Below are 26,315 nucleotides of genomic sequence, written 5' to 3'. Positions count from 1 at the left end.
CATTTCTAGGAGCCTTATTTTTGTTTCCTTTTTGTGGAGCTGACTCATTGATATTGTCCGCAAAGGATTATTTACCTTCAAAAATTTTTTTGATTTTACACCAAAACAGCAAATGAACAATTAGCAAGCCTTATTTATCCAAAAAATCAGTCTTCCCTTGCGCTTTGATCTTGGCTTGTGCTGCCGCTAATTTTGCAATCGGAACACGAAACGGAGAACAAGAGACATAGTCTAGGCCAATGCCATAACAGAAGGCAATACTTGATGGCTCGCCGCCGTGTTCGCCGCAAATGCCCATTTTAAGGCCTGGTTTTGTTTGCCTGCCCAGGTCAACTCCTATTTCCATTAAACGCCCGATTCCTTTTTGTTCCAGCACTTGGAAAGGATCTTTTTCAAGAATGCCCTTGTCAACATATTCTGCTAAAAACTTGCCGGCATCGTCTCGGGAATAGCCAAATCCTAATTGTGTCAAATCATTGGTGCCAAAACTGAAGAAGTCAGCATAGGCCGCAATCTCATCCGCTGTAATACAGGCCCGTGGAATTTCGATCATCGTTCCAATCCTGTAGTCAACTGAACACTTTGTCTTCGCACATTCTTCCTGCATGGCAGCGTCAACTAGCGGTCTTAAATAAGCTAATTCCTGAGCGGTTCCCACCAGAGGAATCATAATCTCAGCCTTGACTTGCGCCCCTTCTTTGGCAGCCAGACTGGCACCTTGGGCAATAGCCTTGACCTGCATGATTAAGATTTCCGGATAGGTAACAGCTAAACGGCAGCCTCTGTGACCAAGCATAGGATTAAATTCTGCCAGTTCTGACACGCGTTTGCGCATGTCACTAAGGCTCAGCCCCAACTTTCCTGCCAAACGGATCAGCGTATCTTCGTCATGAGGCAGAAATTCATGCAAGGGCGGATCCAGCAAACGAATCGTTACTGATTTTTGATCCATCACTTTAAAGAGCTGGTAAAAGTCATCTCTTTGGAAGGGTAGAATTTTCTCCAGTGCCCTTTGTCTGTCTTCTACATTATCGGCTAATATCATTTGTCTGACAGCCGGAATTCTTTCTTCATCAAAGAACATGTGCTCCGTGCGGCAAAGCCCTATGCCTTCGGCACCGAAATCGACTGCTTGTTGAGCATCTTTAGGATTGTCTGCATTGGCAAGGACGCCCATATCGCGAACATCATCGACCCAGTTCATAAAGGTTTCAAAACTGCCGCTGACATCAGCAGATTCCATGTCTACAAGACCGAGATAAACATTGCCGCTGCTGCCGTCAAGTGAGAGGGTATCGCCTTCTTTTAGCAGTAAATCGCCAGCTGTGATTGTCTTGCTGACCTCATTAACTCTTAAATCACTGCAGCCTGCCACACAGCATTTTCCCATGCCGCGCGCAACTACGGCAGCGTGGGAGGTCATACCTCCGCGGGCAGTCAGAATTCCTTTAGCGCTGGCCATTCCTTCGATATCTTCTGCGGAAGTCTCCTGACGCACCAAGATGACATCTTCTCCTTCTTTAGCGAGTCGGGTTGCTGCTTCTGCCGAAAAGCAAACCTTCCCTCTTGCTGCTCCCGGAGAAGCCGGCAGCCCCTTAGTAAGAACCTTAGCTTGCTTTAAGGAGCTTTCATCAAAAGTCGGATGCAGTAACTGTTCTAACTGCTTTGGTTCAACACGCATTATGGCTTCTTCTTTAGTAATCAGCCCTTGGTCAGCCAAATCCGTCACTATCTGAATAGCAGCCTTGGCTGTTCGTTTGCCGCTGCGTGTCTGCAGAAGATAAAGTTTACCCCTTTCAATCGTAAATTCAATATCCTGCATATCTCTGTAGTGATTTTCCAAACGCTGGGTGAGCTCTGTAAACTGCTGATAGATGGCTGGCATGTCTTCTTTCAATACTTCTATACTTTGAGGCGTCCGAATGCCTGCTACCACATCTTCTCCCTGAGCATTAATAAGGTATTCACCAAATAAACGATGCTCCCCTGTTGCGGGATTTCTGGTAAAGGCGACGCCGGTTCCCGAAGTATCTCCCATATTGCCAAAGACCATCGACTGAACATTGACCGCTGTTCCCAAATGATGATCTATTTCATTTAAATTGCGGTAAACAATAGCTCTGGGATTATTCCAAGATTTAAAGACTGCCTCAATAGCCAAGTATAACTGTTCTCGGGGAGTTTGCGGAAAATCCTGACCGATGGCCTCCCGATAAATGGCTTTAAATTCCTGAACAATTGCCTGCAGATTTTCAAGGGTCAATTCGGTATCTGCATGATAGCCGTTTTCTTCCTTATACCGATCGAGGACAGCCTCAAATTTGTCTTTGGAAATGCCCATGGCTACATCCGAAAACATTTGAATAAAACGGCGATAGCTGTCATAGGCAAACCAGTCATTCCCTGTCGCAAGAGCCAAGCCTTGAAGACTGTCATCTGTCAGGCCTAAATTTAAAATTGTATCCATCATTCCAGGCATTGAAAACACTGCCCCAGAACGTATAGAAACCAGCAAGGGATTCTGATTATCTCCTAATTTTTTACCCTGCTCTTTTTCCAGCTGAGTTACTTGAACATCAATTTGGCTGATAATCTCTTGACTAATTTGTTCATCTTGCTGGTAATAGTCTCTACAAGCATCCGTCGTAATGGTAAATCCTTGAGGAACTGGCAGGCCAATCCGTGTCATTTCTGCCAGATTAGCTCCCTTACCTCCAAGCAGATCACGCATATCTTTGTTACCTTCATTAAAGCTGTAAACGTATTTTTTTGACATAGGAACTCCTTTCATTGCCCCCTAGTTCTAAATGAAACAGGTGGCACTTTCGATCTAAAACGATTGGCAATGCACCACGCTACTTCGCACCTGCATTGCTTAACTTAGTCATAATCAATCCGGCCGTCTCTTCAATAGAACGGTGCTCGATATCAATGACCGGACATTTAAGCGCTTTCATTATTTTGTAAAAATAATCCAACTCCTCTAAAATACGATTTTTCTGGGCATAATGGACTGTTGAGTCCAAGCCCATTGCCTTAAGCCTTTGACTTCTCATTTTATTTAAGCGTTCGACCGAACTGGTCAGCCCAACAATTTTTTTAGGGTCTACTTCAAAAATTTCCTTAGGCAAGGGCACTTCCGGGATCAAAGGCAGATTTGCCACCTTTAGCTGTTTGTTGGCCAAATAGATGCTCAAAGGTGTTTTGGATGTTCGGGAGACGCCCAGCAGCACTAAATCAGCTTTTAGAAAACCTCGCGGGTCTTTTCCATCATCGTATTTAACAGCAAACTCGATAGCTTCGATGCGGTCAAAATACGACTTCGTCAGCTGACGAATCTTTCCAGCTTCCCGCAAAGGAACTTCTTCTGCCTGCCAACTCATTTGCTTGAGCATGTCACTCATCAAATCTACAAAGCATAGCTTTTCCTTTTGACAGTACTGACCGGCGAAATCAGCCAGCTTTTCATCTACCAAACTGAACATAACCATAGCTTGCCGGGATTTTGCTTCCTCCAAAGCCTCTTTTAGCGCTGCCAAATGATTAACATAAGGGATGCGTTTTACCTCCCAGTCTTTATGACTGGGAAACTGACATATCCCAGCCTGGGCCATAGACTGAGCCGTCTCTCCAGAAGAGTCTGATATAATATATAAAATCGTATTTTCTGCCATTTGACCTCCTACTTACTCAGGATGTGTGATTTCAACAAATAAATTTGCAACAATTGTTTTTGAAAATTTCCCCAATACTTTAAGCTTTCCCTCGCTATTATCTTCGGTTCGCACAACTGGCAAACTGTCAATTTCATTTCGGACCAAAAGAGCAGCCGCCTGAGGAACTAATGTATCCTCTGTGATTGTCAAAATGTTAGGCATTCTTGTCATTACCGCAGCAATGGGCAAATGGCTGACATCTGCACCGCCCATGGTAACCTTTAACAGGTCCTTGCGGGACACTAGTCCGCATAAATAATCTTCATCATCTAAGACATAAATGCTGGACGAATCCTCCAAAAACAATCTGACAATTAAATCGTAAACCCTATCATGCTGCTTCGCGATCACAGGAAGGGTCATGACATCAGAGACTGGTAAATCACTGACCGCACTAAGCTGTAAATCAAAATCCCCTTTCCCCAAATAGAAATAGCCAACCTTGGGCCTGGCATCCAGAATATGAAACATAGTCAAAATGGACAGGTCCGCCCGCAGCGTCGCTCTGCTGACATGCAGTTTGGCTCCTATTTTTTCTCCCGTAATTGGTTGATTTTCCTTAACAATATCAATAATTTTTAACTGTCTGTCATTCAGTTTAATTGGGCATCCCTCCTCTTAAATGTGTTACACTATTTATTATATAGTGTAGTATATTAAAAAGAAAATCATTTGTCAAGGCAGGATCATAAGATTTTTTAACAGGAGGAGCTGCAATACTATTTTGCTGGAAAACTTAAGAGCTTATGAAACAAACAAAAAAAACCAACCTCCAAATATAGGAGGCCGAGCCTTTCTCATAACCTATATATCAACAGCCTTTCTGATAGCAGCAGTCAGGATGAGCTGTCTTTTAAACTTGATTTGATGTCATCTATCAAGCTGGCAGTCATCCGCCGCGGTCCGCGGATATTGGTAACACCGTGCGCTTTAAGCCGCTCAATAGGAAAGTCGCTGTCATCATATTTTTTCAGCAGCTCCAGTTTCATTTGTTTTCGCTTCGCATGAGGCTGCTGAATTCCAGACTCAAGTACCCTGCAGGCATAGCGCAGAGCGCGTGTCGGCGCCGTAATGTAAATAAAAAGGTAATCCCCTGTCTGAATGCTTGCCTTTTGCGGCCAGATATTGATTTTATGCGCAGCAAATTCGGCATCAATATCATAATACTTAAGATTAGCCGGAATAATCCAAAAATCAGGTCCAGCTGGATTTCCCAGACTTTTACCGCTGACCAAAGCTCTGCTATTGTTCACCAAAGAAAACAGCTGTTCATCTGTGACAGTGCCGTCCAGCACAACTGAAATCCATGATTTCTTATTCATATGGTAGGAAGGATAGATTCCCGGAACAGTCAGAAGCTCTGCCAGATCATCAGGTTTGACCTTGAGATTGATGACTTCTACCTGCTGCCTGAGTTCTTCTTGGCTCCACTTTTCTTCTCCCAAATCCAGCTTTCCGCGTTCAATAGCCATGATGAGGCCATACCATTTACGGTTAAGAGGATAGCGATAAGAAGAAAAAGCCGGATATTTTTTAAAGGGATGATCGTACTTATCTCCATAAACCTGCTCCAGCCTCTGCGCCAAGCGGTTGGTCTGCTCCCCTATAAAAGGCTGCGCTTCAAAGCATGCATGGGCCATTTTTCCTAAAATCTCAGCATAAGCTTCTCTGACCTGACCGACAAAGCTGCCTGTTTGATGCTCTGCCCGCAGGGCAAGATAATCATCACCAATATCAGTATCGATCACACGGCCGGATACCGCTCCGGCAGCAGAAATGCTTATCAGCGCCTCGAAATCACCGTTCATGAAGCTTTCTTTGTAGACATATGCTTCCCCTTCCTTTGAAAATCCATAAGGAAGAAGCTTGTCAAACAGCACACGTTTCTTCTTAAAAAAATCTGATTCAAGAGACATCCTATTTTCCTTTCCAAGATATACATGCAAAACAAATTAATTCAGTACATAGTCCCTAATCGCCTTAGAAGCGCCGTTATCGTTGTTAGAGGCTGTTTCTTGGTCGGCCTCGTCTTTGACAGCCTGCGGTGCGTTGCCCATGGCCACTCCCAAACCGGCTATTTTTAACATAGGCAGATCATTGAAATTATCGCCAATTGTCATAGCAGCTGTCAGAGGCACATGATAGTAGCCGGCAATTTCCGTGAGAGCATTTTCTTTGGAGACTGATTTTGAGATGACCTCTAAGTAGTTAGCCTTAGACAGGTAAAAGGAGGCATCCGCAAATGACAGGGTCTTGAGATGAGCAAGCAGTTCTTTAATGTCATCAGCCTCAGCAATCAAAAGAAGTTTATGAACGGGTCTTTTGCTGTCTGCCAAAAGCTTATCCAGTTCACCGACAAGCGGCGTTTCTTTGGTAATATCAGCCTCAATCTCCACCCATTTATCTCTCTTGTCAACAATCCAATCACCGCCCGAATACACATTAAGAGCAATATGAGAAAACTCCCTGCGCATCACATCAACAACCCTTTTAACATCTGTTTTATCGAGACTGTGTTCCATTAAGGTTTGAAAATGTTCTTGATTTCCCTCAACAATAAGTGCACCGTTATAGCAGGCAAGAGGACTGTCACTTAGATGAAGCTCCCGGGCAAGGGGAAACATGCCGTGAGGCGATCTGGCAGAAGCCAGCACAAAAGGAATGTTCTTTGCCTTCAAAGCAGCTACAGTCTCACTCAGTTCAGAGTCAAGCTGATGCTTGTCATCTAAAATAGTCCCGTCGATATCACTTAAAATCAATCGAATCGCTTCTGCCATAGTAACCTCCTAAAAAATAAGTTTCAAATCTTGCGACAGCAGTTTTTGGATAGCTTTTGTCGGTTTTTTATCCGTAATAAAATAATCAAAGTCGTTAATATCAGCCAGCACATAATTGGCTTCTTTTTCAAATTTATCTTCCTCGGCCAGCAGTATCTTGGTCTTGGCATTTTTCAAAACCAATTTCTTCAGGTAGGTATCGGCCGCATCTTCAAAAGACACTTGTCCTTTCTTTAGACCTGCAGCTGCAATGATAGCTGCATCAAAATGAATATCCTTGAGCAGCTCTGCTTCATTTAAAGCATAATAAAAGCGGTTCTTAGGCTGAAACTGGCCGCCCAGAAGGTGAAAATCAACCGTTTCATGCTGAGCCAGAACAATGGCATTATCCAAAGAATGCGAATAGATGGTCACGTCCTTATCAATCAGCTGCGCTAAGCGCAGCACCGACGTTGACACATCAAAAAAGTAGAGCTGCCCCGGTGCTATCAGCTGATAAGCCTTTTGAGCTATGGCATCTTTGCTTTCAGTCAGACGATGCAGACGCTCTTCAAAAGACAGAACGTTCTGCGATTTCTGCAGGGGCAAAATCCCGCCATGAGTCCGAATAACCTGCTTATCAGCCGCTAGAAAAGCAAAATCCCGCCGCACCGTATCGCGAGAAACATTCAGCAGCGCACGCGCATCTTTGGAAGACAGCTCCCCTCTTTCTTCAACCAGCCTCAGGATTTCCTGCAGTCGTTTTTCCCGGTACATAACACCCCTCCTTTGCTTAAATCTATTATAACACATTTTAAGCAAAGATAAGTCTTTTTAAGTTTTTATAAGTTTTTTATTTTTAAAACATAATATGGCAACCTCAAAAACCTGTGACAAAGAGAATATAAAAAGCACCCCAAACCTTAGATTTTTAGCCTAAGGCTTGGAGTGCAGCTCAAAAGTCTCAGATATTTAATTTTAAGGGACCATATAATCCGACTGGAATAGCCTTAGACAGCTGCTATTGACGATAATAATAGTCCTCTGCAGGATAGTTGCCATCACTTTGCGTTATCAAAATACGAGGCTTGCTTGAATCTGACTGATCCCCTTGAGGATTTTTAAAACCAATCTTAAACAAAGCCAAGGCCGCACCCGTATTATTCCCTGCTCTTAAGCTGGCATAAGGAATACCGTTTCTGTTAGCAGAATCTTTAATTCCCTGTAAGGTCATCTTGCCGTTTACTGTACCGTCAGAAGTAATTTCTAAGGTGTCACCCCTGCCGTTTTTCCAAGTACCAACCAAAGATTGAAAGTTGCCGTTATTAATCTCATCAATATTTAAATCTTTTTGACTGACATCAGTGGAAGAAGTCTCATCAGACGTTTCCGCTTCAGTAACTGCTTCGGACGAACTGCTTGAAGTGGATTGTTTTTCTGTCTTTTTTTCAGTCTGCTCAGATTTTGCTTGACTGGAAGCTTTCTGCGAAGTCTCTGTCTTATTACTGCGGCAAGCTGACAAAAGCAAAATGGACAATAAAGCCAAAAAAATGTTTACTAATTTCTTTTTCATAACAAGCTCCTCTCCTTTATAAAAATAGCATACCCTCCTACTTTCCTTTGAGTGACCTCCTTCCTAAAAATGAGAAATTGAGATAATAGAAGAAATCAAACTCTTCAATCACTTATTTTTATTTCAGACGACTTTAACTACCTCTATTATACTACAGTCTTAGCAAAATTAGTCAGAATTGCTTGTTGATTTTTGGTTTGCAGCAATGGAAATTCTTTAAATTATCATAACCTAAATGTTGACAAAAGTATCTTACTGTAGCTCTTGATAATTATCAATCAAATAGCAGGAAAGCTGATAAGCCACACTTTCTATATCGCTGGAATGATATAAATTCTGCAAATTATACAATAAACTTAAACGTCTGTTTTCCATTATTTTCTCCTCGGCCTTGGATTAAGTCTATTTTATATCTTTATAAACAAAAAAGGGGAACAATTATTGTCCCCTGAATAGGATTGTAGCTTTAAAAATATTTTGGAAGAAATTCACTAAAACAAGCCACTTCTTTATAACCAAATAAGCTTATTGGACATCATAAAGATCTTTCAATTTTTTCGCCAAAACCTGTGTAATGAACTATTTATTAATACTGTAGAAATTTATCCATAGTCTTAATTTTCTATTTCAGTTGTCTGATAAGTAAGTAATGATTTACTTAATAATCATAGGACACTTCTGTTAGAAGTAAAATTACTTTTTATAATTATTTGCGATAAGATAGGAATAAAAAAATGCAATAGTTTTGAAACAGTTTTTTCCAGAAATTAGTTTTATTTCACATTAAAAACTTTTTTAAAAAAGTTTGAAAATTTTCCTTCATTGAATTGTCGCATATGTTTTTCAACAAAAAGCCTTGTTTCTTCATCTAAATAATTTAATTCTTTATTTGGTAATAACTTTTTTAAAACTTCCCTGACATAGTCATCAAGAACTATTGAGATGCGCTCAATCTCATTTTGTCCAAATTTTATTCTATTCCCATGAGTATGTTGTGACCTTATCTTGTATGCAATAGCAATATTATCAATAATCTTTTGTTTTTCTGTTGGTTCCTCTGACAATAAATTAGCTGTAATATTCTTTAGTTTTCTCCCCATCCTACGCGTACCATCTTCAAAAGCATATAAGCACTGTAATACTTGCATATATTTATCAATTTTAGAAGCTATTAAACCGCTCTTGCGTGCTTCTTGTAAATAGACAAGCGCTCTAGCATAACTTGCAAATTTACTTCTATCTATTTTATCAGTTTCAAATAAGCTGTAATGGTTAGTGATATTAATAGTCTCAATTTCTTTGTTTCCTATACGAGAATTTATAACCGGAAATACTAATTCATAGTATTCTTTAATACTCTTGATTTCACTGTCATCAACTGAAATAAGTTGATGACTTCCATTTGCCATTGTATAATTCATATCAGAATTCGAAGCAGATGAATACCCGTTTTCTATAATTGTATAAGCTAAATTCGATTGTACACAAGAATCTTTTAAAAGCCAAATAGCAGTTGATAAAGAGACTGCTTTAATTTGCAAATCATAGTGATACTCGCCATAGATCCTATCAGCTAATTCTTTAATCTTTTGATTTTTTATGGCTTCATTAGCTAGTTGTTGATGTTTTAATTTATCTCCATGTGAAAATTTAATCTCTTCAATCAAAGATAATTTATTCAAGAATTCTTCTAATCTAATGCTACCAAAATATTCTTTAAATTGTTTTGAAAATTTCTTGTGATTTGAAAAATATTTTTTAGACAAATCGACTTTTATAGGTATCCCATTACTATCTATAATAAAATCAAAAAACTTTAAATCTTTTTCATTAACTTCTAGAAAGTTAAGTTCCATAGTAATTATATTCATTATATTCACCTTAGTTATTTATCATAAAATCCATTATACCCAAAACACAGCCTTTCAGCTGTGCTTCGTTTACTTTTTCAACGCATTGATAATACTTTTTGTTAACTTCTTCCCTAACCCTTGATTCTTGGGGTGGGTCCTAAGGTAGACATGCACAGTCCTGTATCAGATCGTGTATAACCGGTAGTATTAACAATTTTTTATTTAAAATTTTCTTTAATAATCCTATTTTATTCCCCCAACCTCTCCATCTCTTTAATCCGTTCTACTGTCGCATCGTATTTGGCTTGGTAGTCGGCTTGTTTGTCGCGCTCTTTTTGGACAATTTCGGGTTTGGCGTTGGCGACGAATTTTTCGTTACTGAGTTTGCGGGCCACCATGTCCAGTTCTTTTTGCCATTTGGCCAGTTCTTTGTTGAGACGTTCTAGCTCTTCTTCCACGTTTAGCAAGTCAGCCAGTGGCAGGAAGATTTCTGCACCTGTGATGACCGCTGACATGGCAAGGTCTGGTGTGTCAATGGTTGAACTGATTTCCAGTTTTTCAGGATTGGTGAACCGCTTGATGTAGTTGACATTGCTGTTAAAGAAGTTTTCAAGCTCGCTGTCGCTTGTTTTGACAAGGATAGTGATTGGTTTGCTTGGCGCTACGTTGACTTCGGCACGCGCATTACGTACAGCACGAATGAGGTCTTTGAGACTTTCCACGCCTTTGTGCGCAGCCTTATTTTCAAAAGCAGGATTAACCGTTGGATAAGCTGCGGTCACGATTGAGCCCTCAGCGTATTGTCCAAAGATTTCCTCCGTCACAAACGGCATGATAGGGTGGAGGAGACGCAGGATTTTGTCCAAAGTGTAGAGGAGGACAGAGCGCGTGATGACTTTTTCATCTTCATTGTCGCTGTAAAGCACTTCCTTAGTCAGCTCAACATACCAGTCGGCAAATTCATCCCAGATGAAGTTGTAGAGGATGTGACCAGCCACACCGAACTCGAACTTGTCAAAATTTTCAGTGACCTTGCTAATGGTTTCGTTGAGATTATGGAGAATCCAGCGGTCTGTGACATTACCCGCTGTGCCCGCAGCGACCTTATCGACATTGGCTGTCGCTTGGTCGAGAGTCAGGCCTTCATTGTTCATGAGGATATAGCGGGAGATGTTCCAGATTTTGTTAATGAAATTCCAAGCAGCGTCCATTTTTTCATAGCTGAAACGCACATCCTGACCTGGCGCAGAGCCGTTTGAAAGGAACCAGCGCAGGGCATCGGCACCGTATTTGTCGACAACATCCATAGGGTCAATTCCGTTTCCGAGCGATTTTGACATCTTGCGCCCCTGCTCATCACGGATAAGGCCGTGAATCAGGACATTCTTGAAAGGACGGCGGCCTGTGAATTCCAGAGATTGGAAAATCATGCGGGACACCCAGAAAAAGATGATGTCATAGCCTGTGACAAGGGTTGAGGTTGGAAAATAGCGTTTGAAGTCTTCGCTATCAGTATCAGGCCAACCCATGGTTGAGAAAGGCCAGAGAGCAGAGCTGAACCAAGTATCAAGGACGTCTTCGTCTTGTGTCCAGCCGTCGCCTTCCGGTGCTTCTTCACCCACATACATCTCACCATCCGCATTGTACCAGGCAGGGATTTGGTGTCCCCACCAGAGCTGACGGGAAATCACCCAGTCGTGGACGTTTTCCATCCATTGAAGGAAGGTGTCGTTAAAGCGCGGCGGGTAAAAGTCCACACGGTCATCTGTGTCTTGACTGGCAATGGCGTTTTTAGCCAACTCATCCATCTTCACGAACCATTGGGTGGACAAGCGAGGTTCAACCATAACGCCGGTACGTTCTGAGTGACCGACCGAGTGAGTCATTTTTTCAATATTAACAAGAGCGCCGATTTCCTCTAATTTGGCAACCGTTGCCTTGCGGGCTTGGAACCGATCCATGCCAGCAAATTCGCCAGCCAGATCATTCATAGTGCCGTCATCGTTCATGACATTGACTTGCGGCAGGTTGTGACGCTGACCGACCGCAAAGTCGTTAGGGTCATGGGCAGGCGTAATTTTAACGACACCCGTTCCGAACTCGGGATCAGCGTGTTCGTCGGCCACGATTGGGATTGGCTTGTTAACGATTGGCAGAATAACATTTTTACCAATCAGGTCTTTGTAACGCGGGTCTTCAGGATTGACAGCGACAGCCGTATCTCCAAACATGGTCTCTGGACGTGTGGTTGCGACTTCTAAGCTGCGCGAGCCATCTTCCAGCATGTAGTTCATGTGGTAGAAGGCACCTTCCACGTCCTTGTGGATCACTTCGATGTCAGACAGGGCTGTCCGAGCCTTAGGATCCCAGTTGATGATGAACTCACCACGGTAGATCCAGCCCTTCTTGTAGAGGTCAACAAAGACTTTACGAACAGCCTTAGAAAGCCCCTCGTCAAGTGTGAAGCGCTCGCGTGAGTAATCAACAGAAATTCCCATCTTTCCCCACTGTTCCTTGATGGTTGCCGCGTATTCGTCCTTCCATTCCCAGACTTTATCCAGGAATTTTTCACGACCAAGGTCGTAGCGGGAAATGCCGTCTTCTGCCAAGCGGGCTTCGACCTTGGCCTGCGTCGCAATCCCTGCGTGGTCCATGCCAGGCAGCCAAAGGGTATCAAACCCCTGCATGCGCTTCTGACGGATAATAATATCTTGAAGTGTCGTGTCCCAAGCGTGACCCAAGTGAAGTTTTCCCGTCACATTTGGTGGTGGAATCACGATAGAGTAAGGATGGGCCTTCTTATCGCTAGACGGCTTGAAAACATCCTCCTCAAGCCATTTCTGATAGCGCCCAGCTTCTACTTCAACTGGATTGTATTTTGGTGAAAGTTGTGTTGACATTTAATTCTCCTTATATATTTTAATTAAAGTAACCTTTAGACGAATCTAAGTAATACTCTCTCAAAAGCCAAATTATAATTTTACTTAGTAGTTGCGCCAAAAAGTATGAAATCAATACTATGATAGCAGAAGCTAAAATACCTGAAAGAAAATCTGATGAAGATGATTGACTTATAACACTGTTGATAGCTTTAACAATAGTATCTTTAAGTATATCTACTTCTACAAGTTTTCCCCTCTCTATCCTTTTTTCTGTAAACAATGATGATAATACATTTAATATTGCTAACGTATTAAAACTTACTATCTGCAACCAATAAAGATGAGCTTTCATTTTAGAAGTAGGTTCAGGAATATGGTCATCTTCATCTAATACTTTCTGAGAATTTATCTTCCCAATAAAAGTTGGTAATAAAACAGGTAAAAACCATGTGAAAATTCCAATTAAATCACTTTTTATCTGATCTAAAAGAAATAATATAATTATTATTGCACCGACTATTATCCATTTTGACATCTCTGCCTCTTTATCATCGCCGCCTTTATTAATGCTTTCATATGCCAAAGTCCAAAAATAAATATTCATTGACACAGCCATAAAAAGGATTAATATAGCACTAAATGATAAATTATCTATTTGTAACAATAAACTGATATACATTAAAGCAGACAAAGCCGATCCAAAATATGCTTCTAAGTATGAATTCAAAAGGACCTTGCCTGGTGGTACAGAAATCTTATTTTGTTTTTTATAAATTTTAACAGATATCCACCCTCTTAACAAAGGTAGCCACATCAAAAACAGTAAAACCATTAAACTTACAATGACAGTACCAATAATTTCTTGAGATAAGTGAGATTCCTCAAAAATATCATAAATTACATTGAACTTAGTTTCCACATAACTGACATGATTTTTTAATAGTAATATAAAAATAAAAATATAAATAGTATCAAAAGAGTTTAAAAAAGCAAGTGTACTCAAACTTTTTTGAAAAAATTTTTTTATTTTTTCATATCTTTGTTCAAATGAAACACTATAGAATATAGGTAAAAACGGCTGCGACAATAATACTACTAACCTAGATTTCAAAAATACTAGGAATAATATGATTAAAATAATCCAATAACTATATTTAAAAAGTTTTTTATCTACAAACTTATTTAATCTTAGGCCAAATAAAATCAGTAATACCCCTAAAATAAACTCCGCAATCCATACTGGATTAACAGGTAAAATGCTATTTGGAAGTAAAGTTATTGGAAAAATTATAATAGATGATATTAACAGAGAAACTATAGGCACAAGAGGTAGTAATACTAACATGTATAAAATTATTCTTTTCATTCTATTTTCTCCCCTCTCACTAAACTATCCAATTTTTCCGAACAGTTCAACCTGTGCAAATTTTGCACAAGTTCCTAAATCTCCTTCTTACCTCTCCCCATCCCACTCAGCGTAGAACTGCTGGAGGTAGCTTCCCATAAACTCATGGCGTCCTTGAGCCAGGTGTTTGCCTTCTTTGGTGTTCATGAGGTCTTTGAGTTTGAGGAGTTTTTCGTAGAAATGCATGATGGCCGTGTCTTCGCCTTTGCGGTAGTCTTCAAGCGTTAGGTTTTCGCGCGGCTGTTTACTGGGATCGTGGATCAGTCTGCCTTTATTGCCAGAATAAGCCATGGTCCTTGCGATACCGATAGCGCCGATGGCATCCAGCCGGTCAGCATCCTGAACGACCTGACCTTCTAAACTGAGCTGGGCGGTGTTGTGGCCGCCCTTATAGGAAATGCCCATCATGATATTGGTAATTTGATCGATTTGGTCTGCTGTCAAGCCCTGCTGAGAAAGAAAATCTTTCACTTCAGCCAGAGCCTTAGCTTCATCAAAGAGCTTGCTGTCAGCCATGTCGTGCAGCAGCGCAGCCATTTCACAGATGAAGAGGTCGGCACCTTCAGACTTAGCAATGGTGAGTGCAGTCTTAGCCACGCGCACAATATGCCACCAATCGTGGCCGCTGGCCTCGCCTGACAGAGTTTCTTTCACAAATTGGTGCGTGTTGGTGAGAATCTGTTCCTTATCCACGCTGAACCTCCCATTCACTCTTAAGCAGCCCATATCTTAAGTCATCACAGCGATTCCCCTGGACATCTTTACGATCTCGAATTCGTGCTTCTAAGGTAAAGCCCAATTTCTCTGCCACACGCTGACTTTGCTTATTTGTGTCATAGCAATTTAATTCAAGCTTATGAAGTTTGAGGAGGGTAAAGCCGAGTTCAATCAAGGCACTTGCTGCCTCTGGAACAATTCCTCGTCCCCAATAATCCGGATGCAGGGTATAGCCAATTTCCAGCACATCGTCAGCATGACGGTGGTTAAAGTCCACAGAACCAATGACCTTATCCTCTCTTTTTAGCTTTATGCCATAGCCGGAAGGCAGTTGCTGCTCCGCCTGACTTTTAGGCAGGATATGTTCCAAATAATAGGCTTCATCCTCAACCGTCTCAACCGGCGGGAAACCCGCAGGATAAGTAACTTCTGGCAAACTGGCATAAGCAAAAACATCTGCTGCATCCGCCACTGTCCGTTGACGTAGATAGAGACGATCTGTCTCAATATCAGGCAAGATATTATTTTCAATTTTTCCTAGAATTTTCATAAAGCTACTCTATCTCCTCATCTGGTGCTTGCCCGTCATGGGCCTGCCATTGACAATCCATTAATTCAAAATTAGTGAAGGTTGCCTTGAAAGAGGAATTCTCTGGGCTACAAGCGTAAATACCAAAGGAAATCTCATCAGCCGCCTTCGCCAAATGGGCAATCCTCATCTGCTTAAAGGTTACACCGTCTAGCGAATTCTCAATACGAAAATCCTGACCACGACGACTGAGACGATAGCACATGCTGTTGGTTTCAGCAGGGATTTCTACCGTTGCCCAATCTGAATATCCTTGATTGGTTACAACACTGCCTAGATGTTGAAAGTCTTCATTTTCATACTCAATTGAACCCTTAATCCAGTTATCGCTATCCAGATAAACCACCACTCCACATTGGTCAAAACGATGATGGCTATCAAAGGTCGTTTTCACAACAAAAGAGAAATACTGCTCGTTCGTTGTCATCTGTAAGACAGGCGCATTGTCATTGCAAAAATGATAATATGTCCTCTGCCAAAGGTCAGTATGAGGTAAGGTTTCAATAGTAATTTCCTTATCTGAAATCTGATAAGATTTTGGCTGGCGTGTCCAAACTAACTGATGACAATCAAATGTATCTTTCATAGGTATTCCCTCTTTTTCTATTTATCTAAACAAAAACGCCCCCGTCAATAATGACAGGGACGAACTTACTTCTAAATCCGCGGTACCACCCACATTCGGGTCTTGGAAAACGCTCCAGCTGAAGCAAAAAATTCCAAATGTTGTACCCGCTGCTCTCTATTTTTCTTTAAATACCATCAGCAACCCATACTGATATCTGTGCGGATTTCTCAGCAGCACCGCTTTCTGTAACAGATAGACTTCAGCATTCCTCTGAATGGTTTCATTCTAGCAAAATTTCAGCTGCAAAGCAACTTACATTTCCTATGCCTTCAGGCTAACGCCGTTTTCCTGCAGTTTCTTAACAGTTGCAGGACCGATTCCCTTAAGACCAAGCAGGTCTTTTTCGGTCCAGTCAGCAAAATCCTGAACTGAAACAATGCCTTCATTGTACAGTGTTTCTGCCAGATTGGATCGGATATCAGCCAACTCCGGCAGTGCAGAGAATTCCTCTAAGCTTGGCTTTTTAAACGAGTCCTTGACATCCTTTGTAACTGTTTTGGCTGTTTCTGCGACACTGGCAACAGCTTGTTTAGCCTTAGACAGCAGTCCTTGACGTTTCATTTGTAATTTCAGTGCTTTTTTACGATTCTTTTTCTTTGTCATTTTGTCCTCTTCCCATTAATACTCACGTGAACCTAATAAACCATCCGGCATATCATGAAAACCCTTGCCATTTTTATAGTTTTCAAATTTTCCCTGAATAAATTTATAAGCATCAAGCTTACTCTCATAACGAATGTAAGCATCTGCTGCATGCTCATCTTCGCCCTCTCGGGCAATCTTTCGGCTTTGCTGCATGGCCATTTCATTAACCGTCACCTGTGTATTAATCCAAGTTTCAAAATCCTTTAAAAACTCTTGTTCGTAAGACATTTTCCCTCCTAAATAAAAGGCATTAATCAATCAGTAAACATTATAGCTTAAAAATCAAGGGAATTCAAGATGACAGGCAAAAGACAGCCAAAAATCTATAAAACTCAAAGACTCTCAAGGGCGGTTTCGATTACCTCATCACCGGCAGACATTTTAATGACCTTGCCGTAAGTATTCGGACGTTCTAAAACTGCTGCTAAAACATGAGCGACATCGGCAATGCTGTTAGTGCCGGGTTTAGCGGGATTGAGAGCTATTTTACCGCTGGCTGCTTCTTCTGTCAGCCCGGTCGGCTGAATAATCGTATAGTCTAGATCTGTCTGATGAACCACATAATTATCCGCAAAGAATTTAGCAATGTTATAATTGGTCAGCTTATCTAAACCGGGCAGATGCCACTTATCCGGCTCTAAGGCAAACATAGAGCTCAGAAGAATAAAACGCTTGATGCCTGCCTGTTCTGCAGCCTGAGCCAATTTGACTGCTCCAAAAGCATCAACCTGCAGCAGATCCTGACCTCGGGAACCTGCTGTAAAATAAACAGCATCCATACCTTTGATACGCTCCGTCAAAACTGGCAGGTCATCATGAAGATCAAAAGGAACTGCTGTAATATTTTTATGTTTAATGACCTTTTCAGGTTTTCTGGCACCTGCATAGACGGAATGATTCTCGGCTAAATTCTGAATTAAGCGTTGGGCAACACGTCCGGTTGCTCCTGCGACAAAAACTTTCATACTTTTTCTCCTTGGAAATTTCCTATATTATAACTCTTTCCTTTCAAAAATAAAAGGGAGACTCTTCACGGGAAAGAAGAGCAGCTATTTTTTTCTTTCATGCTTGCATTCTTTTATATTTTATAGTATTATATAAAAGTCGCCGCTATAGTTAAATGGTATAATAGAGCAATGGTAATGCTCCGTTCCGAGTTCGATTCTCGGTGGTGGCATGAAAGTCAGCCAGCCTAAGAAGACTTAGGCCGGCTTTTTTGATTCTTTTGGGCAATAGCTAAAAGCAGCTGTGCCTTACACATGAAAAAAGAAGCGGGACAGACCGCCATAAGTGCTGTCTGTCCCACGCGCTTTTTATCTTTTCAGAGATTTTACATCTCAACATAACAGGAAGTTTATTAGTTTAATTGACGCATTCTTCAATGGCAGTGTCGGCTGCGATACGGCCAAAAGTAAAGATATCCGTCAGTGAATTACCGCCCAGACGGTTGCCTGCATGGAGGCCGCCAGCGACTTCGCCTGCCGCAAAGAGTCCCTTGATGACTTGACCGCTTTCATTAATAACATGCGCTGCAGTATCAATCTTCAGACCGCCCATGGTGTGGTGAACTGCCGGCTTGCGAGGCGTTGCATAGAACGGCGCTTTTTCACACTTAAGATCGAAGCTGCCTTTATTAAATTCAGGATCGAACCCGGCATCGACATAGCTGTTATAATTTGTAATGGTTTCAACCAAAACCTTTGGATCCACACCAATTTGTTCTGCCAATTCTTCCAAGGTATCAGCCCGGTAGAGCGTGCCGGCTGCGACCTGCGCTTCAATCTTCTCATCACTGGTATTGTAAGCTGTTTTTTTGATATTATCATCGGCAATCAGGTAGAAGAGACCGCCGTTATCAATCGCAGCTTGTGACAATTTATCACGGCTGCCGTACTCATCCACAAAACGTTTGCCTTCCTTATTCACCATGATAAAGTTTGCCGGCGGCACCTGAAGGCCTGAGAAGAGGGCTCCTGTTTCCGGGTCTGATACAGGCATCATCTGAGTAAAGCCCATACCAACAAGATCGGCTCCGACACTTTGCCCAAGGATAATGCCATCCCCTGTAATTGCCGGTGAGTTAGATGTCTTAATATCATCATCAATTTCTGTCCAATAAGTGTTGTACTTCTGCAGCATCTTGGTATTAGCCCCAAAACCGCCGGAAGTCAGGACGACTGCCTTAGCATGAATCGTAATTTTTTGACCGTTGCGCCCAGCAGCAATAACACCGCGCACACTGCCGTCTTCCACGATTAATTCTTTGACGGGGGTATCTGTCAAAATTGTTCCGCCCTTGTCACGCACATATTTATCCAGTACAGAGATATAGGCATAGCCCATTGGCATCTTTGGCTTGTGACCGCGGCGCCAGAGGGCACCAACCGGCATGGTAACTTCAGAGCGGTCAAAGTCAACCCCAACATCTTCCAGCCACTTAACAGATTCAAGTGCCCGCTCCGTTAAAATTTTGACAAGGTCATAGCTGCCGTGGATTTCATGGCCTTGCAGGTCTGTCCGCTTACCGCCAAGATAGGTTTGAATGCGGTAGAGTAATTTTGAATCAAAAAGATAGCTTGGGTCTTTGAGATAGCTTTCCAGCTCTAGCTTTAAGGCACGGAAATCTTCCAGATATTCTGGATCAATATCAGTTTCATCAGTATCATGAAGATTTTGCAGATTCTGAGCTTCACCAGGATGAGCCGCAAAGCTGTTTTGCCACTCAGGCCAAGGCGCATTGATTGGGCCGCCGGCACGAACCGTATTGCCGCCAAGTGCCGGGAATTTCTCAGCAACGATTACTGTCTTACCTTGCTGAAGAACAGTCGCTGCCGCTGCTAAACCAGCGCCGCCTCCGCCTACGACAACCACATCTGTGTGATAGGTCTTATCTTCATGGTCCAGAGCTGATGGCGCCTTGGGACGCTTGCGCAAAACATCCGGATTGGCACCGGCCATTTTCACCGCACGGGCAACCCCATCAAGTACACCGTTGCTGGTCACCGAAGCACCCGAAACAGCATCGACATTCAGCGTCTGCCCTTCAATGATTTCATTAGGAATACGGGTGAAGACAATATCGGAAATACCAGACGTTTCTCCCGATGAGTCAATATCAATGGTCTCAATTTTTTCCTCGGAGAGGGTAACCGCCATTGGCAGTTTGCCATTATGACCTTCTGTCGTTACCTGGTAGGTTCCCGGTTCAAAGTGAACTTCCTCCGGCAGATTCAGCTGATTAGCTACAGCCACAAAGCGCAGGAAGCGCCAAAAACAGCTGTCCAGAAAATCCACTGTCCCTTCATCTTTCAAGTCCCCATTGTCATCAAAGGCTTGATGGGCACAGCCAAGCAAGAATTCACTGCCCGGCATAACAGTCGCATTGACACCCGGAGCATCAAGGATCTGGCGCAAGTGCAGCTGAGCTCTGGATGACCCTTGCACATCATAGGACGCTCCGACAATCATCACAGGCTTGCCATCAAGAGGATGCAGGTTGAAAGACAGCCATTCCAAAAGGCTGTTTAGACTGGATGGAATCGTATGGTTGTGCTCGGGTGTGGCAATGATGACCCCATCGGCTTCACTGATTTTGCTGTTGAAATCTTGAATAATCGGTGAATTGGTCTGGTCATCTGTTTCATTGAACATGGGAACATCCGTGATTTCCATGATGTCAATAGCTGCCTTTTTGGCAAAGTGCTTCTGCATGAACTGCAGCAGCAGGCGGTTGTAGGATTTCTTGGCATTGGTTCCGACAATAGCAACTAATTTCATTTTATTCACCCACTTCCCAAGCGAATGCTCTCTTGCGGTCTGTATCAGCCTGTTTGACGATTTCCTGTGTGATGGTCACAAAGTCTTGAAATTCTGCAAAATGGTCTTCCAGTTCTGTCACTTTCTCAGGATGATTGAGGTTCCCGTCATCGTCCAAGACTTGTTCCGAATGGCCGAGGAAAAATTCGCTTCCCGGCATAACACGCGCTTTTAATTCCGGTGCATCCAAAATCTGGCGCAAATGTGCTTGGGCACGAGATGTTCCAAGAGCTCCCAGCGAACAGCCGACAATCATGGTCGGTTTGTTAATGAGAGCACGGCTGGTGTAGGCAATCCATTCCAAAGCACTGGCCAGCGGTGCCGGGATGGTATGATCATACTCGGGCGTTGCAATAATAACCCCATCAGCGGCAGCAATCTTTTCCGAAAAGGCTGCCACACTTGCCGGAGCCGTCTTATCTTCCGGCTCGTTGAAAGCTAGTAAATCTTTGATTTCAAGCACTTCAATATAAGCCTTGTCCGCAAAGTGCTCAGCCATGAATTTTAATAATTTTCGATTGGTTGACCGATCAGAATTGGTTCCGACAATACCAACTAAATTCATACAAAAGACCTCCTGTAAACAATATCTCGCCTCTATTATACATCAAAAAATTATTTTTTATAAGCGAATACAAAGACTGAAATAATTATTTTGAAAGCGTTGATATGGCGCTTTTTCTTTGTTATACTTACTCGCTTTAGACGGCTTAAAAAGAAAATGTTACCACACTAAAAATCAGAAAGAGAAACGTTTCTCCTTCTGATTTGAACATTTATTCTGCCGCATACAGTTTCAAAATCTTCTCACCAATACGTTCGACATCATCGGTTAGACCGCGCAGTTCAAAATCATCCAGCATGGGAAAACCAAATGTTTCAGAATACTGCTTAGCTGTCAGACAGTATTGATTATTGAAATTCTTATTGCCGGAGCCGACAACGCCATAACAATAGCGATAATTATCAGCAAAAGCAATAAAATCCCGCAGCGGTGTTGTCAATATTTCCACATCGCCGCTGTCCAGACCGTTGCCGCCTTCAAGATAGGTCGGCAGAAAAGCCACAAAGTAATCTGTCATGGCAAAAAAATCTTTTTGCTCTTTAACCAAATCCTTAACATTAACAGTCTTGATTGGCAGAACTGTCTTTGATTCCAAATAAGCTTTTAAGCGTTTAACAAAACTGTGTGTATTGCCGCTCAGACTAATATAAACTAACGTAATTGATGATGTCATCTTTTCCCCTTTACGATAAATCTTTCTGACGTTTGACTAGTTTCACCACAGCTTCGGTCCTTGCTGTGTGCGGAAACATATCAACGGATTGAATGTAGACAACGTCATAGCTCTTAGTCAGCTTGACTAGGTCTCTGGCCAGTGTGGAGACATTGCAGGAGACATAAACCATTTTTTCGGGCTGATAACGGCAGATTGTTTTTAACAGTTTGTCATCCAGCCCTGTCCGCGGCGGATCAACAACAAGCGCTGTTGCCCGATAGCCTTCTTTATACCATTGAGGAATAATGTCTTCTGCTTTGCCTGTTTCGTAATGCGTATTGGTATATCCCATACGTCTGGCATTTTCTTTAGCATCAGCAATAGCCTCAGGAATAATATCCATGCCTCTTACTGATTTCACTTTGTCTGCAAAAGCAAAACCGATGGTACCAACCCCGCAATAGGCATCAATCACCTCATCATTCTCATGGACATCAAGTGCTTTGACCGCTTGGCTGTAAAGAACCTGCGTTTGTCTGGGATTGAGCTGATAGAAGGCGCGCGGTGACAGAGAAAAAGAATAATCCAAAACTTTCTCAGCTATAGTATCTGCCCCCCAAAGAATTTCTGTCCTGTCACCATAAATACTGCTGGACTTGCTTGCATTAAAATTAACCGCAACGGTCTTAATCTCTGAAAAATCTGCGGTCAGCTCACGGATAACAGGCACCAGATTGACTTCCTTGCTGCTTACAAAAATCAGCTGAACCTGTCCTGTCGCCTGTGCCTTTCGAACCATAATGGTTCTAATGCCGGCATTTCGGCGTTCATCATAGATAGGAATGCTGTACTTATCCAAGAGCTGGCAGACGTGATTGACAATGCTTTGCGTCAGCTCATCCTGCACCAAGCAATCTTTGATATCAACTAAATGGTGGCTCCCCTCCTGGAAGAGACCGGCCTTAGTCACACCGCCAAATCTGCGCGTTTGAAACTGCAGCTTTGCCCGGTAATGCTTGGGTTCATCCATCCCAATCGTCGGCCGGATATCATAAATTTCATAGCCCTGCGGCTTAAATTTTTTCAAAGCCTGCCTGAGCAAATCTTCTTTAAAATCTAATTGCTTATCATAGCGCAAGTGCATGATCTGACAGCCGCCGCATTCCTCATAGATTGGACATTGAGGTTTGATGCGGAATTTCGACTTTTTATTGATAACAAGCAGCCTAGCCTCTGCAAAATTAGCTTTGACACGGGTTACCTGACAAAAAACATCCTCACCCTTTAAGGCACCCGGCACAAAAACCAAGGTTCTCTTATAAAAGCCAATTCCTTCGCCGTTAATTCCCATTCTCTTGATCTTCAAGGGAATCTTTTGTTTCATACGTAAATTCATACTACTATTTTATCATTTTCTGCTATAATAAAGGCATGAAAATTACCAAAATTGAAAAGAAAAAAAGACTCTATCTGCTTGAAATTGACGAAAGAGATAAAGTCTATGTCACAGAAGATACCATTGTTCATTTCATGCTGAGCAAAGATAAAGACATCACATCAAACGATCTGGAGCAAATCAAAGCTTTTGCCCAGTTTTCTTACGGTAAAAATCTGGCTCTCTATTATCTGTCTTTTAAACAGCGCACAGAAAAAGAAATTAGAGACTATTTGACAAAGCATGACATTGATAAAGATATTATTGCAAAAGTCATTAAGGAACTTGAAAAAGAGAAGTGGATCGACGACCTGCAATACACCAAAACCGTTCTTCAGCAAAACCTTAATTCCGGTGACAAGGGAGCTTATGTGCTGAAACAAAAGCTTTTGCAAAAGGGGATTGATCGGAAACTTATTGATTCTGCTTTGGAAAACACGGATTTTTCAACTGTTTGCAGAAAAACGGCTGAAAAAATCTTAAAAAGATACCAGGGCAAGCTTCCTCAAAGAGCCTTGCGGGACAAGCTCAGTCAGGCATTAACAAATAAAGGTTTTTCTTACCAAGAAGCTAAGGCAGCCATAGACGAATTCCAGTTGGAAGACTTTTCTGAAAATGAAGAGGAACTGATTTACAAAGAACTGGATAAGCAGTACCGCAAGTACAGTAAAAAATATGATGGTTACGAACTCAAGCAGCGCCTGACACAGAGTTTGGCCAGAAAAGGATTTGACTTTGATCAGATTAAAAGCGCGCTTCGCGAGTATTTGTAAACTTCACGACAGAAAGAGTGATTTTTTCAAAAAATTATGATAAACTGTAAAAGACAAACTTAATTGTAGGAAGTTGGTAAGGCAATGAAATTACCTAAGGAAGGCGACTTTATTACAATTCAAAGTTATAAGCATGATGGTAGTTTGCACCGAACTTGGCGCGACACTATGGTACTAAAAACAACAGAAAATGCTGTTATTGGCGTGAATGATCATACCCTCGTCACTGAAAGCGACGGCAGGCGCTGGGTAACCCGTGAACCGGCTATTGTTTATTTTCATAAAAAATTTTGGTTTAATATCATTGCAATGATCCGAGATAATGGCGTTTCTTACTACTGCAACCTGGCCAGTCCCCATGTATTGGACCAGGAGGCATTAAAGTATATCGATTACGATTTAGATGTTAAAGTTTTTGCCGATGGTGAAAAAAAACTTCTGGACGTTGATGAATATGAGACACACAAACAAAAAATGGGCTATTCTGCCGATATTGACTATATTTTAAAGGAAAATGTTAAAATTTTAGTTGATTGGATTAACAATGGTAAGGGACCTTTTTCACAATCCTATATCAATATTTGGTACAAACGTTATCTTGAACTTAAGAATCGTTAAGGTTGTCAAAAAAAGCACTAAGCACTGCAAGGTGCTTTCTTTTTATAGAACCGCAAAGGAGGCTTCATATTATGGCATTTGCAAATACAAAAGGGCGGTATGCAAGCTTTGGAGTTGTTACCAGCCTGCCGCCAGAATTGATTGATGTTTTCTGGGAAATTCTTGATAATAATCTAAAAGATGTCTTCACACTGGATGATATATTAACTTTTCGGCTGCTCAACAATCACGGCCAGCTGAGCTTCAAATACTATGATAAATACAGTCAGACAGTTATCGTGTCTGATTATGCGGCTAAATATGATCCTTTTTATCCGGAAATCGTCCAAATAGTTGACAACAACGGCAGAGAAACGATTCTGCTGCCGCATGAGCTGGACACCAATCTCTAAGGGGTGTTTAAACAGTTAAAAGTATGATACTGACATGAATTCGTTAGAGGAGTCATGCCCGTGTCATGCTTTTTTCTTATACGATATTATACACTGATTTTTCTGCTATCCTGAATACAGAAGACTTATCTGCGCGCCTATGACTGAGGTTTTTGACTGGCTTTTTTTAAAATTTAAATGCTTACAAGGCTTTCAATACCTTCTGGAGCACATCTGTACTCACGTATCATGGACAGATGCACTATTAAATAAACACACGCAGCCCCTGTATGAAAAGTTGCAAATACAAAGAATTCTGCTGCTTGTATCAGTCTTTAACAATAACGGATAAAGTCTTTGCAAAATAAAAAATACCCGTGAGCATGGATCACGAGTATTGAAGCTATTTAAAATGATAATAAAAATGCAGCTGTATTAAAAAAGAATCTAATCAATAGATTCACAATAGTCCGTACGGGATTCGAACCCGTGTTACCGCCGTGAAAAGGCGGTGTCTTAACCCCTTGACCAACGGACCATTCCTATGGGCACGAGTGGACTCGAACCACCGACCTCACGCTTATCAGGCGTGTGCTCTAACCAGCTGAGCTACGCGCCCAAAGCACTCAATATAAAATCAAATAAAATATTGTACTGACTAAACAGATACAATGCCGGCTACATGACTTGAACACGCGACCCTCTGATTACAAATCAGATGCTCTACCAACTGAGCTAAGCCGGCTTATCCTCTATGCGGGTGAAGGGACTTGAACCCCCACGCCCTCAAGCGCCAGATCCTAAATCTGGTGCGTCTGCCAATTCCGCCACACCCGCATGCGCTATGACCCGTACTGGGCTCGAACCAGTGACCCTTTGATTAAAAGTCAAATGCTCTACCAACTGAGCTAACGAGTCCTCCTTTTACGGTCCCGACGGGAATTGAACCCGCGATCTTCGCCGTGACAGGGCGACGTGATAACCGCTACACCACGGGACCTATTTGTACTCGGACTAAAATCCTAGTGAAAAAGATGCTCTGACTAAGAAATCAGGATTTCTTGTCAGACCCCTATTTTCATACGGATTTCTTAACGTCCTTAGTAACATCTTGTATGGGAGTTAACGGGATCGAACCGCTGACCCTCTGCTTGTAAGGCAGATGCTCTCCCAGCTGAGCTAAACTCCCTATTGCTAAGCGACTACCCTATCTCACAGGGGGCAACCCCCAACTACTTCAGGCGTGCTAGGGCTTAACGGCTGTGTTCGGCATGGGTACAGGTGTCTCTCCTAGGCTATCGTCACTTAACTGCTGAAT

At 42.1% G+C, this 26,315-nt stretch carries 24 protein-coding genes, 8 tRNA genes and 1 rRNA gene; 4 read left to right on the top strand and 29 right to left on the bottom strand.

Annotated features, from left to right (window positions below; all coding sequences use genetic code 11):
• Nucleotides 1-130 precede the first annotated feature (130 nt).
• The 17 genes from ppdK to BMI76_RS02105 form a co-directional block, all read right to left on the bottom strand.
• Nucleotides 131-2,776, bottom strand: a complete 2,646-nt coding sequence (gene ppdK, locus BMI76_RS02180; protein ID WP_075345974.1) for a pyruvate, phosphate dikinase — start codon at nt 2,774-2,776, stop codon at nt 131-133.
• Nucleotides 2,777-2,855: 79 nt separating this feature from the next.
• Nucleotides 2,856-3,674 (bottom strand): pyruvate, water dikinase regulatory protein, encoded by an 819-nt coding sequence (locus tag BMI76_RS02175; RefSeq protein WP_075345973.1) that lies wholly within the window; start codon nt 3,672-3,674, stop codon nt 2,856-2,858.
• A gap of 12 nt (nt 3,675-3,686) precedes the next feature.
• Entirely contained in the window at nt 3,687-4,292 is a 606-nt protein-coding gene (locus BMI76_RS02170; protein WP_307770183.1) for a helix-turn-helix transcriptional regulator, read from the bottom strand.
• 260 nt (nt 4,293-4,552) lie between these two features.
• Nucleotides 4,553-5,632, bottom strand: coding sequence for an MmcQ/YjbR family DNA-binding protein (locus BMI76_RS02165; protein WP_075345971.1), 1,080 nt, complete (start codon nt 5,630-5,632; stop codon nt 4,553-4,555).
• A 36-nt stretch (nt 5,633-5,668) separates the two neighbouring features.
• Nucleotides 5,669-6,493 (bottom strand): Cof-type HAD-IIB family hydrolase, encoded by an 825-nt coding sequence (locus BMI76_RS02160; protein WP_075345970.1) that lies wholly within the window; start codon nt 6,491-6,493, stop codon nt 5,669-5,671.
• Nucleotides 6,494-6,502: 9 nt separating this feature from the next.
• Nucleotides 6,503-7,249 carry a DeoR/GlpR family DNA-binding transcription regulator gene (locus tag BMI76_RS02155; protein ID WP_075345969.1) on the bottom strand — a complete coding sequence of 249 codons (747 nt, stop codon included), beginning with the start codon at nt 7,247-7,249 and terminating at the stop codon, nt 6,503-6,505.
• 244 nt (nt 7,250-7,493) lie between these two features.
• Nucleotides 7,494-8,045: a DUF6287 domain-containing protein gene (locus BMI76_RS02150; RefSeq protein WP_075345968.1), complete on the bottom strand. Its 552-nt coding sequence runs from the start codon at nt 8,043-8,045 to the stop codon at nt 7,494-7,496.
• Nucleotides 8,046-8,297: 252 nt separating this feature from the next.
• Entirely contained in the window at nt 8,298-8,420 is a 123-nt protein-coding gene (locus BMI76_RS10855) for a hypothetical protein (protein ID WP_257615233.1), read from the bottom strand.
• Between the two features lie 398 nt (nt 8,421-8,818).
• Complete coding sequence (locus BMI76_RS02145) at nt 8,819-9,916, bottom strand: hypothetical protein (protein WP_075345967.1); 1,098 nt, start codon at nt 9,914-9,916, stop codon at nt 8,819-8,821.
• A 230-nt stretch (nt 9,917-10,146) separates the two neighbouring features.
• Nucleotides 10,147-12,798 (bottom strand): valine--tRNA ligase, encoded by a 2,652-nt coding sequence (locus BMI76_RS02140; RefSeq protein ID WP_075345966.1) that lies wholly within the window; start codon nt 12,796-12,798, stop codon nt 10,147-10,149.
• Nucleotides 12,799-12,817: 19 nt separating this feature from the next.
• A complete protein-coding gene (locus BMI76_RS02135) occupies nt 12,818-14,146 on the bottom strand; it encodes an ABC transporter permease (RefSeq protein WP_075345965.1) in 1,329 nt (442 codons plus the stop codon).
• A gap of 87 nt (nt 14,147-14,233) precedes the next feature.
• On the bottom strand, nt 14,234-14,878 hold the full coding sequence (locus BMI76_RS02130; RefSeq protein ID WP_180372822.1) for an HD domain-containing protein: 645 nt from the start codon (nt 14,876-14,878) through the stop codon (nt 14,234-14,236).
• Complete coding sequence (locus tag BMI76_RS02125) at nt 14,871-15,452, bottom strand: GNAT family N-acetyltransferase (protein WP_075345963.1); 582 nt, start codon at nt 15,450-15,452, stop codon at nt 14,871-14,873. The genes BMI76_RS02130 and BMI76_RS02125 overlap by 8 nt, the downstream gene beginning before the upstream one ends.
• Before the next feature lie 4 nt (nt 15,453-15,456).
• Nucleotides 15,457-16,077: a DUF1349 domain-containing protein gene (locus BMI76_RS02120; protein WP_075345962.1), complete on the bottom strand. Its 621-nt coding sequence runs from the start codon at nt 16,075-16,077 to the stop codon at nt 15,457-15,459.
• A 303-nt stretch (nt 16,078-16,380) separates the two neighbouring features.
• Nucleotides 16,381-16,722 carry a helix-hairpin-helix domain-containing protein gene (locus tag BMI76_RS02115; protein WP_075345961.1) on the bottom strand — a complete coding sequence of 114 codons (342 nt, stop codon included), beginning with the start codon at nt 16,720-16,722 and terminating at the stop codon, nt 16,381-16,383.
• Nucleotides 16,723-16,737: 15 nt separating this feature from the next.
• Nucleotides 16,738-16,992: a DUF1912 family protein gene (locus BMI76_RS02110; protein WP_027975806.1), complete on the bottom strand. Its 255-nt coding sequence runs from the start codon at nt 16,990-16,992 to the stop codon at nt 16,738-16,740.
• Nucleotides 16,993-17,096: 104 nt separating this feature from the next.
• Nucleotides 17,097-17,729: an SDR family oxidoreductase gene (locus BMI76_RS02105; protein ID WP_075345960.1), complete on the bottom strand. Its 633-nt coding sequence runs from the start codon at nt 17,727-17,729 to the stop codon at nt 17,097-17,099.
• Between the two features lie 141 nt (nt 17,730-17,870).
• On the opposite strand from BMI76_RS02105, the gene BMI76_RS02100 reads away from it, so the two are divergent.
• Nucleotides 17,871-17,941: transfer RNA gene (locus tag BMI76_RS02100), tRNA-Thr, on the top strand.
• A 185-nt stretch (nt 17,942-18,126) separates the two neighbouring features.
• Here the strand turns inward: BMI76_RS02100 and BMI76_RS02095 are convergent.
• The 4 genes from BMI76_RS02095 to rlmD all read right to left on the bottom strand — a co-directional run bounded on the left by BMI76_RS02095 (nt 18,127) and on the right by rlmD (nt 23,196).
• Entirely contained in the window at nt 18,127-20,541 is a 2,415-nt protein-coding gene (locus BMI76_RS02095; protein WP_075345959.1) for a flavocytochrome c, read from the bottom strand.
• A gap of 1 nt (nt 20,542) precedes the next feature.
• Nucleotides 20,543-21,145, bottom strand: coding sequence for an NADPH-dependent FMN reductase (locus tag BMI76_RS02090; protein ID WP_075345958.1), 603 nt, complete (start codon nt 21,143-21,145; stop codon nt 20,543-20,545).
• A gap of 211 nt (nt 21,146-21,356) precedes the next feature.
• Complete coding sequence (nrdI, locus tag BMI76_RS02085; protein ID WP_075345957.1) at nt 21,357-21,818, bottom strand: class Ib ribonucleoside-diphosphate reductase assembly flavoprotein NrdI; 462 nt, start codon at nt 21,816-21,818, stop codon at nt 21,357-21,359.
• 10 nt (nt 21,819-21,828) lie between these two features.
• Nucleotides 21,829-23,196, bottom strand: coding sequence for a 23S rRNA (uracil(1939)-C(5))-methyltransferase RlmD (rlmD, locus tag BMI76_RS02080; RefSeq protein WP_075345956.1), 1,368 nt, complete (start codon nt 23,194-23,196; stop codon nt 21,829-21,831).
• 35 nt (nt 23,197-23,231) lie between these two features.
• On the opposite strand from rlmD, the gene recX reads away from it, so the two are divergent.
• The 3 genes from recX to BMI76_RS02065 all read left to right on the top strand — a co-directional run bounded on the left by recX (nt 23,232) and on the right by BMI76_RS02065 (nt 25,018).
• The gene (gene recX / locus BMI76_RS02075) at nt 23,232-24,008 is read left to right on the top strand and encodes a recombination regulator RecX (protein WP_075345955.1); all 777 of its coding nucleotides are present in this window, start codon (nt 23,232-23,234) and stop codon (nt 24,006-24,008) included.
• Nucleotides 24,009-24,092: 84 nt separating this feature from the next.
• A complete protein-coding gene (locus tag BMI76_RS02070) occupies nt 24,093-24,626 on the top strand; it encodes a DUF402 domain-containing protein (RefSeq protein WP_003086179.1) in 534 nt (177 codons plus the stop codon).
• Between the two features lie 71 nt (nt 24,627-24,697).
• Nucleotides 24,698-25,018: a DUF960 domain-containing protein gene (locus BMI76_RS02065; protein ID WP_075345954.1), complete on the top strand. Its 321-nt coding sequence runs from the start codon at nt 24,698-24,700 to the stop codon at nt 25,016-25,018.
• A gap of 445 nt (nt 25,019-25,463) precedes the next feature.
• Here the strand turns inward: BMI76_RS02065 and BMI76_RS02060 are convergent.
• The 8 genes from BMI76_RS02060 to rrf all read right to left on the bottom strand — a co-directional run bounded on the left by BMI76_RS02060 (nt 25,464) and on the right by rrf (nt 26,306).
• A tRNA-Glu gene (locus tag BMI76_RS02060) sits at nt 25,464-25,535 on the bottom strand.
• A 7-nt stretch (nt 25,536-25,542) separates the two neighbouring features.
• Nucleotides 25,543-25,616, bottom strand: a tRNA-Ile gene (locus tag BMI76_RS02055).
• A gap of 53 nt (nt 25,617-25,669) precedes the next feature.
• A tRNA-Thr gene (locus BMI76_RS02050) sits at nt 25,670-25,742 on the bottom strand.
• Between the two features lie 10 nt (nt 25,743-25,752).
• Nucleotides 25,753-25,834: transfer RNA gene (locus tag BMI76_RS02045), tRNA-Leu, on the bottom strand.
• An 8-nt stretch (nt 25,835-25,842) separates the two neighbouring features.
• Nucleotides 25,843-25,915: transfer RNA gene (locus BMI76_RS02040), tRNA-Lys, on the bottom strand.
• A 9-nt stretch (nt 25,916-25,924) separates the two neighbouring features.
• Nucleotides 25,925-25,997, bottom strand: a tRNA-Asp gene (locus tag BMI76_RS02035).
• Nucleotides 25,998-26,113: 116 nt separating this feature from the next.
• Nucleotides 26,114-26,186: transfer RNA gene (locus BMI76_RS02030), tRNA-Val, on the bottom strand.
• 4 nt (nt 26,187-26,190) lie between these two features.
• Nucleotides 26,191-26,306 (bottom strand): 5S ribosomal RNA (gene rrf, locus BMI76_RS02025).
• Nucleotides 26,307-26,315: the final 9 nt, after the last annotated feature.

Source organism: Streptococcus sp. 'caviae' (genome assembly GCF_001937065.1).
GTDB lineage: Bacteria > Bacillota > Bacilli > Lactobacillales > Streptococcaceae > Streptococcus.
This window is presented reverse-complemented; position numbering and strand designations above follow the sequence as displayed.

Coding starts and splice junctions, on each gene's coding strand:
- ppdK (WP_075345974.1), bottom strand. CDS start 2,776: ATGTCAAAAAAATACGTTTACAGCTTTAATGAAGGTAACAAAGATATG.
- BMI76_RS02175 (WP_075345973.1), bottom strand. CDS start 3,674: ATGGCAGAAAATACGATTTTATATATTATATCAGACTCTTCTGGAGAG.
- BMI76_RS02165 (WP_075345971.1), bottom strand. CDS start 5,632: ATGTCTCTTGAATCAGATTTTTTTAAGAAGAAACGTGTGCTGTTTGAC.
- BMI76_RS02160 (WP_075345970.1), bottom strand. CDS start 6,493: ATGGCAGAAGCGATTCGATTGATTTTAAGTGATATCGACGGGACTATT.
- BMI76_RS02155 (WP_075345969.1), bottom strand. CDS start 7,249: ATGTACCGGGAAAAACGACTGCAGGAAATCCTGAGGCTGGTTGAAGAA.
- BMI76_RS02150 (WP_075345968.1), bottom strand. CDS start 8,045: ATGAAAAAGAAATTAGTAAACATTTTTTTGGCTTTATTGTCCATTTTG.
- BMI76_RS10855 (WP_257615233.1), bottom strand. CDS start 8,420: ATGGAAAACAGACGTTTAAGTTTATTGTATAATTTGCAGAATTTATAT.
- BMI76_RS02145 (WP_075345967.1), bottom strand. CDS start 9,916: ATGAATATAATTACTATGGAACTTAACTTTCTAGAAGTTAATGAAAAA.
- BMI76_RS02140 (WP_075345966.1), bottom strand. CDS start 12,798: ATGTCAACACAACTTTCACCAAAATACAATCCAGTTGAAGTAGAAGCT.
- BMI76_RS02135 (WP_075345965.1), bottom strand. CDS start 14,146: ATGAAAAGAATAATTTTATACATGTTAGTATTACTACCTCTTGTGCCT.
- BMI76_RS02125 (WP_075345963.1), bottom strand. CDS start 15,452: ATGAAAATTCTAGGAAAAATTGAAAATAATATCTTGCCTGATATTGAG.
- BMI76_RS02120 (WP_075345962.1), bottom strand. CDS start 16,077: ATGAAAGATACATTTGATTGTCATCAGTTAGTTTGGACACGCCAGCCA.
- BMI76_RS02115 (WP_075345961.1), bottom strand. CDS start 16,722: ATGACAAAGAAAAAGAATCGTAAAAAAGCACTGAAATTACAAATGAAA.
- BMI76_RS02110 (WP_027975806.1), bottom strand. CDS start 16,992: ATGTCTTACGAACAAGAGTTTTTAAAGGATTTTGAAACTTGGATTAAT.
- BMI76_RS02105 (WP_075345960.1), bottom strand. CDS start 17,729: ATGAAAGTTTTTGTCGCAGGAGCAACCGGACGTGTTGCCCAACGCTTA.
- BMI76_RS02095 (WP_075345959.1), bottom strand. CDS start 20,541: ATGAAATTAGTTGCTATTGTCGGAACCAATGCCAAGAAATCCTACAAC.
- BMI76_RS02090 (WP_075345958.1), bottom strand. CDS start 21,145: ATGAATTTAGTTGGTATTGTCGGAACCAATTCTGATCGGTCAACCAAT.
- nrdI (WP_075345957.1), bottom strand. CDS start 21,818: ATGACATCATCAATTACGTTAGTTTATATTAGTCTGAGCGGCAATACA.
- rlmD (WP_075345956.1), bottom strand. CDS start 23,196: ATGAATTTACGTATGAAACAAAAGATTCCCTTGAAGATCAAGAGAATG.
- recX (WP_075345955.1), top strand. CDS start 23,232: ATGAAAATTACCAAAATTGAAAAGAAAAAAAGACTCTATCTGCTTGAA.
- BMI76_RS02070 (WP_003086179.1), top strand. CDS start 24,093: ATGAAATTACCTAAGGAAGGCGACTTTATTACAATTCAAAGTTATAAG.
- BMI76_RS02065 (WP_075345954.1), top strand. CDS start 24,698: ATGGCATTTGCAAATACAAAAGGGCGGTATGCAAGCTTTGGAGTTGTT.